This is a genomic window from Helicobacter pylori NCTC 11637 = CCUG 17874 = ATCC 43504 = JCM 12093 (assembly GCF_900478295.1).
GTDB lineage: Bacteria > Campylobacterota > Campylobacteria > Campylobacterales > Helicobacteraceae > Helicobacter > Helicobacter pylori.
Genome location: NZ_LS483488.1, coordinates 1,489,677 through 1,504,502, shown reverse-complemented (window position 1 = coordinate 1,504,502; position 14,826 = coordinate 1,489,677). Strand labels below are relative to the sequence as shown.

General features: G+C 41.1%; 16 protein-coding genes and 1 pseudogene. 15 read left to right on the top strand and 2 right to left on the bottom strand.

Annotation, left to right across the window (positions count from 1 at the left end):
• The first annotated feature begins 205 nt into the window (after positions 1 to 205).
• The 15 genes and pseudogenes from rplU (at position 206) to DQL14_RS07495 (ending at position 12,889) form a co-directional block, all read left to right on the top strand.
• A complete protein-coding gene (gene rplU / locus DQL14_RS07565; RefSeq protein WP_000119318.1) occupies positions 206 to 520 on the top strand; it encodes a 50S ribosomal protein L21 in 315 nt (104 codons plus the stop codon).
• A 13-nt stretch (positions 521 to 533) separates the two neighbouring features.
• Positions 534 to 800: a 50S ribosomal protein L27 gene (rpmA, locus tag DQL14_RS07560; RefSeq protein WP_000940618.1), complete on the top strand. Its 267-nt coding sequence runs from the start codon at positions 534 to 536 to the stop codon at positions 798 to 800.
• 116 nt (positions 801 to 916) lie between these two features.
• Positions 917 to 2,565: pseudogene (locus DQL14_RS07555) on the top strand (ABC transporter substrate-binding protein).
• 10 nt (positions 2,566 to 2,575) lie between these two features.
• Positions 2,576 to 3,580: an ABC transporter permease gene (locus tag DQL14_RS07550; protein ID WP_000948002.1), complete on the top strand. Its 1,005-nt coding sequence runs from the start codon at positions 2,576 to 2,578 to the stop codon at positions 3,578 to 3,580.
• Positions 3,580 to 4,437 carry an ABC transporter permease gene (locus DQL14_RS07545; RefSeq protein ID WP_000443357.1) on the top strand — a complete coding sequence of 286 codons (858 nt, stop codon included), beginning with the start codon at positions 3,580 to 3,582 and terminating at the stop codon, positions 4,435 to 4,437. The genes DQL14_RS07550 and DQL14_RS07545 overlap by 1 nt, the downstream gene beginning before the upstream one ends.
• Before the next feature lie 11 nt (positions 4,438 to 4,448).
• Positions 4,449 to 5,312 carry an ABC transporter ATP-binding protein gene (locus tag DQL14_RS07540; RefSeq protein ID WP_000599856.1) on the top strand — a complete coding sequence of 288 codons (864 nt, stop codon included), beginning with the start codon at positions 4,449 to 4,451 and terminating at the stop codon, positions 5,310 to 5,312.
• A complete protein-coding gene (locus tag DQL14_RS07535) occupies positions 5,309 to 6,115 on the top strand; it encodes an ABC transporter ATP-binding protein (protein ID WP_000770472.1) in 807 nt (268 codons plus the stop codon). Before DQL14_RS07540 ends, DQL14_RS07535 begins: the two co-directional genes overlap by 4 nt.
• 18 nt (positions 6,116 to 6,133) lie before the next feature.
• Positions 6,134 to 7,216 carry a GTPase ObgE gene (gene obgE / locus DQL14_RS07530; protein WP_108169282.1) on the top strand — a complete coding sequence of 361 codons (1,083 nt, stop codon included), beginning with the start codon at positions 6,134 to 6,136 and terminating at the stop codon, positions 7,214 to 7,216.
• Positions 7,217 to 7,257: 41 nt separating this feature from the next.
• Positions 7,258 to 8,253, top strand: a complete 996-nt coding sequence (locus tag DQL14_RS07525) for an alginate lyase family protein (RefSeq protein ID WP_108169281.1) — start codon at positions 7,258 to 7,260, stop codon at positions 8,251 to 8,253.
• A 238-nt stretch (positions 8,254 to 8,491) separates the two neighbouring features.
• Positions 8,492 to 9,046 (top strand): YceI family protein, encoded by a 555-nt coding sequence (locus DQL14_RS07520; protein WP_000738970.1) that lies wholly within the window; start codon positions 8,492 to 8,494, stop codon positions 9,044 to 9,046.
• 9 nt (positions 9,047 to 9,055) lie between these two features.
• On the top strand, positions 9,056 to 10,348 hold the full coding sequence (gene hemL / locus DQL14_RS07515; protein WP_108169280.1) for a glutamate-1-semialdehyde 2,1-aminomutase: 1,293 nt from the start codon (positions 9,056 to 9,058) through the stop codon (positions 10,346 to 10,348).
• A gap of 4 nt (positions 10,349 to 10,352) precedes the next feature.
• Positions 10,353 to 10,616 carry an AtpZ/AtpI family protein gene (locus DQL14_RS07510; RefSeq protein WP_000743087.1) on the top strand — a complete coding sequence of 88 codons (264 nt, stop codon included), beginning with the start codon at positions 10,353 to 10,355 and terminating at the stop codon, positions 10,614 to 10,616.
• A gap of 15 nt (positions 10,617 to 10,631) precedes the next feature.
• Positions 10,632 to 11,033 (top strand): hypothetical protein, encoded by a 402-nt coding sequence (locus DQL14_RS07505; protein WP_108169279.1) that lies wholly within the window; start codon positions 10,632 to 10,634, stop codon positions 11,031 to 11,033.
• An 83-nt stretch (positions 11,034 to 11,116) separates the two neighbouring features.
• Positions 11,117 to 11,995, top strand: a complete 879-nt coding sequence (locus DQL14_RS07500) for a carbon-nitrogen hydrolase family protein (protein WP_108169278.1) — start codon at positions 11,117 to 11,119, stop codon at positions 11,993 to 11,995.
• 12 nt (positions 11,996 to 12,007) lie between these two features.
• Positions 12,008 to 12,889 carry a polysaccharide deacetylase family protein gene (locus tag DQL14_RS07495; RefSeq protein ID WP_108169277.1) on the top strand — a complete coding sequence of 294 codons (882 nt, stop codon included), beginning with the start codon at positions 12,008 to 12,010 and terminating at the stop codon, positions 12,887 to 12,889.
• A 53-nt stretch (positions 12,890 to 12,942) separates the two neighbouring features.
• On the opposite strand, the gene DQL14_RS07490 is transcribed toward DQL14_RS07495, so the two are convergent.
• The gene (locus DQL14_RS07490; protein WP_108169276.1) at positions 12,943 to 13,635 is read right to left on the bottom strand and encodes a restriction endonuclease; all 693 of its coding nucleotides are present in this window, start codon (positions 13,633 to 13,635) and stop codon (positions 12,943 to 12,945) included.
• A 1-nt stretch (position 13,636) separates the two neighbouring features.
• Complete coding sequence (locus tag DQL14_RS07485) at positions 13,637 to 14,755, bottom strand: DNA-methyltransferase (protein WP_108169275.1); 1,119 nt, start codon at positions 14,753 to 14,755, stop codon at positions 13,637 to 13,639.
• Positions 14,756 to 14,826: the final 71 nt, after the last annotated feature.

The following is a 14,826-nucleotide window of genomic DNA, read 5'->3' as shown; positions in this document are numbered from 1 at the left end:
AAAGTATTCCAAAACAAGTTAATAGCAATTGTAAGTGGTTTGAGTGGGGCAATGCGGGGTAATAATGGCGGGTTAAATGGGGTGTTTTTGAGTAAAAAAATTCTTTTAATATGAATTTAATCTAAATTTAAAGTTAAATTTTAGCAAATACTCACTATAATAAGCGTTTATTTTAAAAAGAGCGTTCAATTTTTAAGGAATAGAAATGTCATACGCAATATTCAAGCATGGCGGTAAGCAATATAAGGTCGTTGAAGGCGATATTGTTTTATTGGATAAAATGGATAAAGAGCCTAAGGCTTTAGTGGAATTAGTGGAAGTGTTAGCCGTATCCAAAGAGGGCAAACTCTCTTGTGGGAAACCCTTTGTGAATGGGGCTAAAATTGAAGCGGAAGTGATCAATGAAGGGCGCGGCAAAAAAGTCATCACTTTTAAAAAACGCCGACGAAAAGACAGCAAAACCAAGCGTGGTTTTAGAAGAGATTTCACTCGTGTGAGAATCACTAAAATTGTAGCATAAGGAGTATTAAACAATGGCACACAAGAAAGGTCAAGGGAGCACGCAGAATAACAGAGATTCTGCAGGAAGACGCTTAGGCGTGAAAAAATTTGGCTCAGAATTTGTGAGAGCAGGGAATATTATCGTGCGCCAAAGAGGCACTAAAATGCATCCTGGTAATAATGTGGGCATGGGGAAAGACCATACCTTATATGCGCTCATAGATGGCGTTGTGAAGTTTGAGCATAAAGACAGAAACCGCAAAAAGGTTTCTGTGGTTAGTCAAAATTTTGGGGAGTAGGGTAACCTTTTTAGAATAAATTAAGTTTTAGGTGTTCATTAAGCACCTATAAATGCGATAAAGTATTTATAATTTAGTTCTCTACTCTTTGTAGAATATGTTGTGGAGGCTAGTTTATGAATAATGTTCTTGTTAAGGGTTTGTTTTTTTTCTTTTGTTGTTTGGGTTCTTTTTGAAAGCTTCAGAAAGCCCAAACGCTACTCTTAATCCCTCTAAGGAAAATGTTTCTGTTGAAGAGCAAAAGCGTTTTGGAGGCGTTTTGGTTTTTGCAAGAGGCGCTGATGGCTCAAGCATGGATCCGGCCTTAGTGACTGATGGCGAAAGCTATGTGGCAACGGGCAATATTTATGACACGCTCGTGCAATTCAAATACGGCACCACAGAAATTGAACCGGCCTTAGCGACAAGTTGGGAAATATCCCCAGATGGTCTTGTGTATACCTTTCATTTACGCAAAGGGGTTTATTTCCACCAGACGAAGTATTGGAATAAAAAAGTGGAGTTTAGCGCTAAAGACGTGCTGTTTTCGTTTGAGCGCCAGATGGATAAGGCTAAACGATACTACAGCCCAGGGGCTAAAAGCTATAAATACTGGGAAGGCATGGGCATGTCTCATATTATTAAGAGCATTGAAGCTTTAGATGATTACACGATCAAATTCACGCTTAATGGGCCAGAAGCCCCATTTTTAGCCAATTTGGGCATGGATTTTTTGAGCATTTTGAGTAAGGATTACGCTGATTACTTGGCTCAAAATAATAAAAAAGACGAGTTGGCTAAAAAGCCTGTTGGGACAGGGCCTTTCAAATTCTTTTTATGGAATAAAGATGAAAAAATCATTCTTTTAAAAAATCAGGATTATTGGGGATCTAAAGCTTATTTGGATAAGGTGGTGGTGCGCACCATTCCTAATTCTTCCACTCGCGCTTTAGCGCTACGCACCGGTGAAATCATGCTCATGACTGGGCCTAACCTTAATGAAGTGGAGCAATTAGAAAAACTTCCTAATATCGTGGTGGATAAAAGCCCCGGGTTGTTGGCGAGTTGGCTTTCGTTGAACACGCAAAAAAAGTATTTTAACAACCCTTTGGTGCGTTTGGCTATCAACCATGCGATTAATGTGGATGATTACATTAAGGTGATTTATGAAGGCTTTGCTCAAAAAATGGTCAATCCTTTCCCGCCCACCATATGGGGTTATAACTACAACATCAAACCCTATGAATACGATTTGAAAAAGGCTAAAGAGTTACTGAAAGAAGCGGGCTATCCTAACGGCTTTAAAACCACCATTTTTACCACTGCCACTCGTAACCCAAAAGGAGCGGTGTTCATACAAGCGAGCCTGGCTAAAATTGGCATTGATGTGAAAATTGAAGTGTATGAGTGGGGGGCTTATTTGAAAAGAACGGGATTAGGCGAGCATGAAATGGCGTTTGCAGGCTGGATGGCAGACATTGCGGATCCGGATAATTTCTTATACACCTTATGGAGCAAGCAAGCCGCCTCAGCCATACCCACTCAAAATGGTTCCTTTTATAAGAGCGACGCCTTTTCCGATCTGCTCATAAAGGCTAAACGGGTTTCGGATCAAAAAGAGAGGGAAGCCCTTTATTTAAAGGCTCAAGAAATTATCCATAAAGATGCACCCTATGTGCCTTTAGCCTACCCTTATTCAGTGGTGCCGCACTTGTCTAAAGTCAAAGGCTATAAAACGACTGGAGTGAGCGTGAATCGCTTCTTTAAGGTGTATTTAGAAAAATAAAAGGGGTTGCATGCTGAGTTTTATCATTAAGCGTATTTTGTGGGCGATCCCCACGCTGTTTGGAGTGAGCATTATCGTGTTTATGATGGTGCATTTAGTGCCAGGAGATCCGGCGTTAGTGATTTTAGGCGAAAAGGCCAATCAAGCCGCTATTGACGCTTTAAGGGAGCAGTTTGGTTTGAATAAGCCTTTAATAGAGCAGTATTTTTTCTTTATCAATAATGTGTTGCATGGCAATTTTGGCACTTCTATCATGACTGGTGAGCCTGTGATGCATGAGTTTTGGCAACGATTCCCGGCTACGGTGGAATTGGCTTTGATCGCTCTGTTTATGGCTCTTGTTTTGGGTATTAGCGTTGGCGTGTTGGCTGCGATCAAACGCTATAGCGTGTTTGATTATTCCAGCATGACTTTCGCTTTAGCCGGGATTTCTATGCCGGTGTTTTGGCTAGGGCTCATGCTGATTTATATCTTTAGCGTGCAATTGGGGTGGTTGCCTGTTTTTGGGCGTTTGAGCGATGTGTATTATTTAGATGGCCCCACAGGTCTTTATTTGATAGACAGCCTGATCGCAAGGGATTATGGGGCGTTTGTGGATACGATCAAGCACTTGATTTTGCCTAGCATTGTGTTAGCCACGGTTTCTACCGCTGTTATTGCCAGAATGACTCGCGCGAGCATGGCAGAAGTGTCTAAAGAAGATTATGTGCGTACCGCTAAAGCTAAGGGGTGTAGCTCCTTTAGGGTGATTTTTGTGCACACTTTGCGTAATGCTTTAATCCCTGTAACGACTATCGCAGGCTTGATGTTGGCCGGGCTTTTAGGGGGGAGCATGATAACTGAAACGGTTTTCTCATGGCCTGGGATTGGTAAGTGGATTGTTAATGCGCTCAACCAGCGCGATTTCCCGATTATCCAGTCCATGTCTTTGATTATTGCCATGATGTATATTGGGGCTAATCTCTTAGTGGATATTTTATACGCTTTTATTGATCCTAGAATAAGGTTGTCATAATGGAGTCTTTTAGAGAGTTTATCCAACAATTCAAAAAAAATAAGGCAGCGGTCGTTGGGGCTTGGATTGTGCTTTTATTGGTAATTTGTGCGATTTTTGCGCCCCTTTTAGCCCCGCATGATCCTTATGTCCAAAACGCGCAAGATCGCCTTTTAAAGCCTATATGGGAGCATGGGGGGAATGCTAAATACCTTTTAGGCACCGATGATTTGGGGCGCGATATTTTGAGCCGCTTGATCTATGGGGCCAGGATTTCTTTAACCATAGGGATTGTTTCTATGGGGATTGCGGTCTTTTTTGGCACGATATTAGGGCTAATAGCGGGGTATTTTGGAGGGAAAACAGATGCAATTATCATGCGTATCATGGACATCATGTTCGCTTTGCCCTCCATTTTATTGATCGTGATTGTGGTTGCGGTGTTAGGGCCTTCACTCACTAACGCCATGCTCGCTATTGGGTTTGTGGGGATTCCTGGGTTTGCAAGATTGGTGCGCAGTTCCGTGCTGGGCGAAAAAGAAAAAGAATACGTGATCGCTTCTAAAATCAATGGTTCTTCGCATCTTCGTTTGATGTGTAAGGTGATCTTCCCTAATTGCATTATCCCTTTGATCGTGCAAACGACAATGGGTTTTGCTTCCACGGTTTTAGAAGCGGCCGCACTGAGCTTCTTAGGTCTTGGGGCCCAACCTCCCAAACCTGAATGGGGAGCGATGCTGATGAACTCCATGCAATACATCGCTACCGCTCCTTGGATGCTTGTTTTCCCTGGGGTGATGATTTTTTTAACGGTCATGAGTTTTAATCTGGTAGGCGATGGCATCATGGACGCTTTAGATCCTAAACGGGCCTCTTAAAAGGAGCTTGCATGATTTTAGAAGTTAAAGATTTAAAAACTTATTTTTTCACCGATAAGGGCGTGAATAAAGCAGTGGATGGCGTGAGTTTTGGCTTGAAAAAGTCTCAAACGCTCTGCATTGTAGGGGAGAGCGGGAGCGGGAAAAGCATCACTTCGCTTTCTATTCTAGGGTTGATTGAAAAGCCCGGGAAAATTGTGGGAGGGAGCATTCAATTTTTAGGGCAGGATTTGTTGCAACTCAAAGAAAAGCAAATGCAAAAAGAAATCAGGGGCAAGAAAATTGGCATGATCTTTCAAGAGCCTATGACAAGCCTAAACCCTTCCTACACCGTGGGGTTTCAAATCAATGAAGTGTTGAAAATCCACCACCCTAACCTTAACAAAAAAGAACGCTTAGAAAGGGTGGTCTATGAGTTAGAGCGCGTGGGCATTCCCCATGCTGGGGATAAATACCACGAATACCCTTTCAATCTCAGTGGGGGGCAACGCCAAAGGGTGATGATCGCTATGGCTATGGTGTGTGAGCCTGAAATCTTGATCGCTGATGAGCCTACGACAGCGTTGGATGTAACCATTCAAGCGCAGATTTTAGAATTGATGAAAGAATTGCAGCAAAAAAAAGGCACTTCTATTTTGTTTATCACCCATGATTTAGGCGTGGTGGCGCAGATCGCTGATGAAGTGGTGGTGATGTATAAAGGGCATGTGGTGGAGCAAGCGAGCGCCAAAGAGCTTTTTGCTGACCCAAGACACCCCTATACCAAGGCTCTTTTAAGCGCGATCCCTAAACCGGGCAAAGAATACCGCAAAAAACGCTTAGAAACCGTGGATGAAAATACAGATTATTTGAGTTTTCCAAAGGAGTTACGATGAAGCTCTTAGAAATTAAAGAATTGAAAAAATCCTATGCGATAGACAGGGGGTTATTCAAGCCTAAAAGAGTGATCCATGCGCTCAATGGGATCAGTTTTGAAGTGGAGCAAAATGAAGTTTTAAGCATCGTGGGGGAGAGCGGTTGCGGGAAAAGCACGACAGCCAAAATTTTAGCCGGGATTGAAAGGCAAGATAGCGGGGCGATTTATTTCAATGGTAAGCGCCACTTGCATTTTAGCAAACAGGATTGGTTTGATTACCGCAAAAAGGTGCAAATGATTTTTCAAGACCCTTATTCTAGCCTAAACCCTCGCTGGAAAGTGGGCGAGATCATCGCTGAACCCTTGCTTTTAAATTCTCATTTTTCAAAAAAAGAAATCAAAACAAAAGTGCTAGAGATCATGCAAAAAGTGGGCTTGAAATTAGAATGGATCGATCGTTACCCTCATCAATTTTCAGGCGGTCAAAGGCAACGAATCGGCATTGCTAGGGCACTCATTTTGCACCCTAGCGTGGTGATTTGCGATGAGCCTGTGTCTGCGTTAGACGTGTCCATTCAAGCGCAAGTGTTGAATTTGCTCTTGGATTTGCAAAAAGAAATGGGGCTGACTTATATTTTTATCAGCCATGATTTAGGGGTGGTGGAGCATATAAGCGATAAAATCATCGTGATGAATCAGGGGCAAATCGTAGAAACGGGGGATGTGGATAGCGTGATAAGCGCTCCCAAGCACCCTTATACGCAGAAATTACTCAATGCGGTGCCGCATTTGGAAAAATCCATGCAAAGATTTGCCAAATAAAAGAAAGGGTATTAAGCTGTGTTTGTAGATAGCGTGGAAATTATCATCGCTTCGGGTAAGGGGGGGCCTGGAATGGTGAGTTTTAGGCGAGAAAAGTTTGTCATCAAAGGAGGCCCTGACGGGGGCGATGGAGGCGATGGGGGCGATGTGTATTTTGAAGTGGATAACAATACCGACACTCTAGCGAGTTTTAGAGGCACCAAACACCACAAGGCTAAAAATGGGGCTCCAGGAGGCACACGAAATTGCACGGGCAAAAAGGGCGAAGACAAGATCATTGTCGTGCCGCCAGGAACACAAGTGTTTGTAGGTGATAAGTTGTGGCTTGATTTGATCACGCCTAAAGAAAGGGTGTTAGCCTTAAAAGGAGGCAAGGGAGGGTTAGGGAATGCGCATTTTAAAAGTGCGACTAAACAGCAACCCACTTACGCGCAAAAAGGCTTGGAGGGGGTTGAAAAATGCGTGCGTTTGGAATTAAAGCTCATCGCTGATATAGGGTTAGTGGGCTTCCCTAATGCGGGTAAATCCACGCTCATTTCCACCATCTCTAACGCTAAGCCTAAAATCGCTAACTATGAATTCACGACTCTAGTGCCTAATTTAGGGGTTGTGAGCGTAGATGAAAAAAGCGAATTTCTAATGGCGGATATTCCTGGCATTATTGAAGGGGCTAGTCAGGGAAAAGGCTTAGGGATTAGCTTTTTAAAACATATTGAACGCACCAAAGTTCTAGCCTTTGTTTTAGACGCTTCTAGGTTGGATTTGGGCATTAAAGAGCAATACCAACGCTTGAGGTTGGAGTTGGAAAAATTTTCACCCGCTTTGGCCAATAAGCCTTTTGGGGTGTTGCTCAATAAATGCGATGTTGTAGAAAACATTGATGAGATGACTAAGGATTTTTGCACCTTTTTAAACTTAGAAGCGCAAAAATTAGAGGCGTTTGATTTAGAGCCGTATTTAGGGTTTTTGCACCCCCATTTAACCAACGATTTTGAAAAACACCCTAATGAAAAATCAGCACTCTTTGTCTTGCCCCTTTCAGCGGTTAGCGCTCTTAATGCACATGCGCTTAAATTTGTGTTGTTGGAAGCGTTACCCTAAAACGCTATTTTTAAACCAATCCATTCAAATAAAGGCGTGGAATGAAAAGATTTGTTTTGTTTTTATCATTCATGTGTGTTTGCGTTTGCGTTCAAGCTTACGCTGAACAAGATTACTTTTTTAGGGATTTTAAATCTATAGACTTGCCAAAAAAACTCCATCTTGATAAAAAGCTCTCCCAAAAAATACAGCCATGCGCGCAACTTAACGCATCAAAACACTACACTTCTGCTGGGGTTAGAGAGCCTGATGTCTGCACAAAGAGTTTTAAAAAATCCGCTCTCATGTCTTATGACTTAGTGCTAGGCTATTTAGTGAGCCAAAACAAACAATACGGCTTAAAAGCTATAGAAATTTTAAACGCTTGGGCTAAAGAGCTTCAAAGCGTAGACACTTATCAGAGCGAGGATAATATCAATTTTTACATGCCTTATATGAACATGGCTTATTGGTTTGTCAAAAAGGCGTTTCCTAGCCCAGAATACGAAGACTTCGTTAAGCGGATGCACCAGTATTCTCAATCAGCTCTTAACACTAACCATGGGGCGTGGGGCATTCTCTTTGATGTGAGCTCTGCGTTAGCGCTAGATGATCATGCTCTTTTGCACAATAGCGCTAATCGGTGGCAGGATTGGGTGTTTAAAGCCATAGATGAGAGTGGGGTTATTGCTAGCGCGATCACTAGGAGCGATACGAGCGATTATCATGGCGGCCCTACAAAGGGCATTAAGGGGATAGCTTATACCAATTTTGCGCTTCTTGCGCTAACCATATCAGGCGAATTGCTTTTTGAGAACGGGTATGATTTGTGGGGTAGTGAGGCCGGAAAAAGGCTCTCTGTGGCGTATAACAAAGCCGCAACATGGATTTTAAACCCTGAAACTTTCCCCTATTTCCAGCCTAACCTTATTGGGGTGCATAACAACGCCTATTTCATTATTTTAGCCAAGCATTATTCTAGCCCTAGCGCGGACGAGCTGTTAAAGCAAGGCGATTTGCATGAAGATGGTTTCAGGCTGAAACTCCGATCGCCATGAATTGTTTTGTATTCAAGATGATAGCGATAGCCATGCGCTTTAATCTTTTTATGAATGGTTCAGAAAGTTTGGTTCAGTCAGCATTATTTACAAAAAGAGTTTAAAATAAACGCAATTGTATCTTTAAGTCGTATTTAGAGTGCAAATGATTATCAAAATGAATCGTTTTAGTTGTAAGCATGCTTGTTTACACTAAAATAATAAGCGTTATTGATAAGACCACATTAAAGGATAATGAATGAAAAAAATGGTTTTGGTATCGGTTTTACTGGCAGGGTTTTTGCAAGCGGTGAATTTGGATTTATCTTCGGCTAAGCTAACATGGACGGCCTTTAAAACTAAGGCTAAAACGCCAGTAAATGGGAGCTTTGAAAGCATCACCTATAAATTGGGTAAATCTCAAGATAGTTTAAAAACCCTTTTAGAAGGGGCAACTGCGAGCATGGATAGCCTGAAAGTCAATTTAGGCGATGAATTGAAAAATAAAAATGTTAAAGAAGCTTTTTTCGCTCTTTTTAAAAACACTAACATCAAAGTAACTTTTAGAAATGTGATAGAAGGCGATCATGCAGGTTCTCTTACGGCTTATGTGAGGATGAATGAAAAGCTGGTAAAAGTGCCTATGCAATACACGATTGCTGAGGATAAGCTCGTGGTTAAAGGGGTCTTGGATCTATTGAATTTTGGCTTGAAAAACGAATTAGCGAGCTTGGCCAAACGATGTGAGAGCTTTCATGAGGGCTTGACTTGGTCGCAGGTGGAAATCCAATTTGAAAGCATGATTAAGGGATAATGTAAAATCATGGAGTTGTTGCACAGCATTAATGATTTTAATGAAGCTAAGCAGGTGATCGTTGGGGGGGTCAATTCGCCTGTGAGAGCGTTTAAGAGCGTTAAGGGCACTCCCCCCTTTATTTTAAAAGGTAAGGGGGCGTATCTTTATGATGTGGATAACAACCATTATATAGATTTTGTGCAAAGCTGGGGGCCTTTGATTTTTGGGCATGCGGATGAAGAAATTGAAGAAAATATTATTAATGCATTAAAAAAAGGCACTTCTTTTGGCGCTCCCACAGAATTAGAAACCACTTTAGCTAAGGAAATCATTTCTTGTTATGAAGGCTTAGATAAGGTGCGTTTAGTGAATAGCGGCACAGAAGCGACCATGAGCGCGATACGACTCGCTAGAGCTTATAGCCAAAAAGACGATTTGATCAAGTTTGAAGGGTGCTACCATGGGCATAGCGACTCTTTGTTGGTGAAAGCGGGTAGCGGGTGTGCTACTTTTGGATCGCCTTCTTCTTTGGGCGTGCCGAACGATTTTAGCAAACACACTCTAGTGGCTCGTTATAACGACTTGAACTCCACAGAAGAATGCTTTAAAAAAGGCGATGTGGGTTGCGTTATCATTGAACCCATTGCTGGGAATATGGGGTTAGTGCCGGCTCAAAAAGAGTTTTTACTAGGCTTAAAGGCTTTGTGTGAAAAATACCAAGCGGTGCTGATTTTAGATGAAGTGATGAGCGGGTTTAGAGCGAGTTTGAGCGGTTCGCAAGAATTTTATGGCGTGGTGCCGGATTTGGTAACCTTTGGTAAGGTGATAGGTGCGGGGCTTCCTTTGGCGTGTTTTGGGGGGCGTGCGGAAATTATGGACTTGCTTTCACCCATTGGAGGCGTGTATCAAGCAGGCACCTTAAGCGGTAACCCCCTAGCGGTGTGCGCGGGGTTGAGCGCGCTTTATAAAATCAAAAGAGACAAAACCCTTTATACCCGCTTAAACGCTTTAGCCGTTCGTTTGACTCAAGGTTTAAAAAAGAGCGCTCAAAGCTATAACATCGCTTTAGAAACGCTCAACAGAGGGAGTATGTTTGGCTTTTTCTTTAACGAAAATGCGGTGCACGATTTTGATGACGCTTTAAAAAGCGATACGGAAATGTTTGCAAAATTCCACCAAAAAATGCTCTTTAAGGGCGTGTATTTGGCATGTTCAAGCTTTGAAACCGGCTTTATTTGTGAGCCTATGACTGAAGAGATGATTGATTTAGCGGTTGCAAAGGCTGATGAAAGTTTTGATGAAATCATAAAGGGCGTGTGAATTTTTGAAAAAGCCAAAGTATTATAAATTCATAGAGGGGGCGAATTATTTGAGCTTAGGGCTTTCTATGGTGGTAGCGATCCTTATGGGCGTGGCTATAGGCTATGGGCTTAAAAAGCTCACTCACATTTCGTGGCTTTTTTGGCTTGGGGTTATTTGGGGCGTATTAGCGAGCTTTCTCAATGTCTATAAAGCTTATAAAAACATGCAAAAAGATTATGAAGAATTAGCCAAAGACCCCAAATACACACAAAACAAAACAAAATAAATACCATAAAAGCCCATGTGCCAAATCAAATGCTTGCTTATTTTACTTTCTATTAATATCGTTAGCGCGATCATCGTTTATTTTTTCCAAGCATTTCAAGGGGTTTTGAATTTTGAAGGGGGGTTTTTAGGGTTTTTTATCGTGGCGTTGTCTTCGTATTACGGCGTTAAAAAGCGTTTGGATTTAAGGAAACAAAATGGAGAAAAAGAAGAAAAGCAAAAATTCCAAAAATTCGCCCTGGGCTTGGAAATGTCTTTCAATGTGTGGCGTTTAGGGGGGTATGGGGTTTTATTAAGCATTTTAGGAGCGCTTTTATTCTCGCATCTTTTTAACGGGCTAATCTTTCTTATTGGCGTGTTTGTGAGCTCGCTCTCTAGTGCGTTATTACGATTTTTGAATAATAATGGTAAGTTTTGACACAAACTCCTATGGATTTTAACCCCTTTAACCCTCTTTTAATTTCTAATCCTATACAATAAAAACAAAAATGGGAGTGGATCTTGAAAGCAAAAAATCCCACTAAAAGAATCCTAAAAACCGCTGTGATTCAAATGCAATCCAAACCCTACGCTTTAAATGAAAACCTGCAATTAGCGCTCAATCTGGCTAAAGAAGCCCACAACAAAGGTGCAAATCTCATTGTTTTACCGGAATTGTTTGATAGCGGTTATTGTGTGAATGATAAAGACGCAGAGTTTGGGATAAATCTTAAAGCGATAGAGCATGGCGAGCTAAAAAACGAGTCGTTGAGAGCGTTAAGCGATTTTGCAAAGTCTAATAAAGTGCATCTAGTAGCGTGCAGCATTGAAAAAACGGATAAAAAACTCTACGACAGCGCTTATATCATTTCACCAAAAGGAAAAATCGTTGGAAAACACCGCAAGATTTATTTGTGGGGCGATGAAAAATCGCACTTCAAAAGGGGCAAAAAATACGAGGTTTTTACGCTGGATTTTGGGGATTTTAGCGCGAAAGTGGGTTTGCAAATTTGCTATGAAATCGGCTTTGGCGTGGGCGCGAATCTTTTAGCGTTACAAGGGGCTGATGTTTTAATCTATCCTAGCGCGTTTGGCAAAGCTAGGGTTTATAATTGGGATTTGTTGAGCAAGGCTAGAGCGTTAGAAAATGGCTGTTTTGTGTGCGCGTGCAATCATAGTGGGGAAGAAACTAACGCTAAATTAAAACAAACGCTAGAGTTTGCCGGCGATTCAAGAATCATCGCGCCCAATGGGAAAATCATCGCGCAAGCCACCAAGCTTAATGAAGTCGTTATCGCTGAAATGGATTTAAACGAAGTGGCACTGCAACGCCAAAAAATCCCTTATTTACAAGATTTTGACACCAAACTCACCAAAAAGGGGTTTGGAAAACTCACTTAAAAAGGAGCGATTATGGCAAAAGAAATTTTAGTGGCTTATGGCGTGGATATTGATGCGGTGGCTGGTTGGCTAGGGAGCTATGGTGGGGAGGATTCGCCTGATGATATTTCGCGCGGGCTTTTTGCGGGTGAAGTGGGGATCCCACGGCTTTTGAAATTGTTTAAAAAATACCATCTCCCTGCGACTTGGTTTGCGCCGGGGCATTCTATTGAAACTTTCCCTGAGCAAATGAAAATGATCGTGGATGCAGGGCATGAAGTGGGCGCGCATGGGTATTCGCATGAAAACCCTATCGCTATGAGCGCTAAGCAAGAAGAAGATGTTTTGTTAAAAAGCATTGAATTGATTAAAGATCTCACCGGCAAAGCCCCCACAGGCTATGTGGCGCCGTGGTGGGAGTTTTCTAATATCACTAATGAATTGCTTTTAAAACACGGCTTCAAATACGACCACTCGCTCATGCACAATGATTTCACGCCCTATTTCGTGCGCGTGGGGGATAGTTGGAGCAAGATTGATTATAGTTTGGAAGCCAAGGATTGGATGAAGCCTTTAATCCGTGGGGTGGAAACCGATCTGGTGGAAATCCCTGCAAACTGGTATTTGGACGATTTGCCACCGATGATGTTCATCAAAAAATCCCCCAATAGTTTTGGTTTTGTAAGCCCGCACGATATAGGGCAAATGTGGATCGATCAATTTGATTGGGTTTATCGTGAGATGGATTATGCGGTGTTTAGCATGACAATCCACCCTGATGTGAGCGCCCGTCCGCAAGTGTTGCTCATGCATGAAAAAATCATTGAGCATATCAACAAACATGATCATGTGCGTTGGGTAACATTCAATGAAATCGCTGACGATTTTTTAAAACGAAACCCTAGAAAAAAATAGCGGTTGGGATTGTGTCTAAGCTGGTGTGGATTTAGCGGGATTCACACTAACTGCTACAAATAAACTTTCAATTCATTCTCCATTAGTTTGATTGTTTTCTTTAGATTTTCTTCTTCTAAAGGTTTGAAATTTTTGTGTATGGGTTGGTTTATGTCTCTTTCGCCTTTGAGTAAGGTTACTATATTTAGATTCACGCTTTCAAAGTAGCTCATTATAGAATGCGTGGGTTTTGATCCCAATAGGGTTTCTGGCAAAGCTGAATAATCCCCTCCTAATTGACTTTCTAGCTGAAATAAATAACAAGATATATTTGGATATAAAGTCTTAAGGAGATGAAAATCTACTAATATTCGCTTTAGCATAGCGTTTTCCGTATAGGCTTTACATTCTATCCCCATAACCAATTGATTATCCACAAATATATGTTTATCAACGCTCAATCCGTAATAATAATCTTTCTTACGCTCTAATATATATGCCCTTACTTGTTTGTTGGCTATATTTTCTATGTAGCTGTCTTTGATAGGAATCTTTATTTTATTAGAATTTATTTCAAGCCTATTAGCTTTGCCGCCAATATTTTGCCACGCTATTTTTACAATCTCTTCGCTGATATCTTCTAGTAATTTGCCTTTAGCGCTTCTTATAACTCCGCCATATGCTCTGCTATCTTGCCCATGAGCATCTTTATCAATACCTTTAACCACGCTATTATAAACTTGTATAATGTCTTTGATAGAACCCACATTAAACCACTGTATTAAAGAGATTTGTTGTCTCTTTTAATCTCTCTTTTGCTACTTCACAATATCTTTCGCTAATGTCTATGCCTATGAAACGGCGTCCTAGTTGTTTGGCGACTTTTGTCGTTGTCCCTGCACCATTAAATGGGTCTAATACAATATCATTTTGATAAGAAAATAGTTTTAAACACCGCTTTACTAATTCTTCTGGGAACATTGCATCATGCCCGTATTGTTTCATGTTGCGTTCTGGGGCAAAGTTCCACTTGCCATAAACCCACTTTTTAAACTCATCATCGGTTATGTCAATGCTGTTTTTATCGCCCTCTTTTTTAAGACTATTTTTGCAAAAAATTTCAATAAATTCCCACGAATATTTTAAATAGGGTGCAGCAGGGCTTTTCCAGCTTCCCCAAGTGCAGTATTTGCAGTTGTAGTTATTTTTTTCCCATAAAATCTCGCCTTTCCAAATAAGCCCTTCATCAATAAAAAATTTGCTGATAAAATGGTGCGTAGGGATATAATCGCTAAACATAGGCTGGATATTGACAATGATTCGCCCTTCGCTTTTTAATACACGAATACACTCTTTAAAAATAGCAAAAAGCGTGTTGAAATACTCTTGCCAAAGATTTGTATCCTGTGTTGCGTTGTAATTGATGCCAAAGTTGTAAGGTGGCGAAGTTAGCACTATATCTATGCAATTATTTGGGAGCTTTTTTAAAAACTCCAAGCTATCTTCGCAGTAAATTTGATTAAGATAGTTTTGGATTTCATTCGTCTCCTTGCTAAACTCTTTTTTGTAAGATTCGTAAGCCAATCTTGCCTTTGCGTTTTGCTTCTTGTTGGCGACTTTTTTGGCTTTGTTGAAGCTTTTAAATACGATTTTGCCATTTTGACTGGAAAATGAGCGAATTTTATACAACTCCTCTAATGTCTTTTGAACCAGCGTATTTTGTGTAGTAGATTCAAGCATTTTTAAATCCACAATGTCAAAATTAAGCGTGATATTTGAAGGATTGACAATCGATTCAATACCGCAAGATTGTAACAATGAAAGCGCATCTGTTATTTCATCTGGTGTGTAAATATTTTCTAGCGTAAGAGTTCTATGATCCTGCATTAAATTCCCTATAATAAACAATTAAATAGCACTAGATTTATTCTTGTTTTTTTCAGTAAAATTGTAGCATG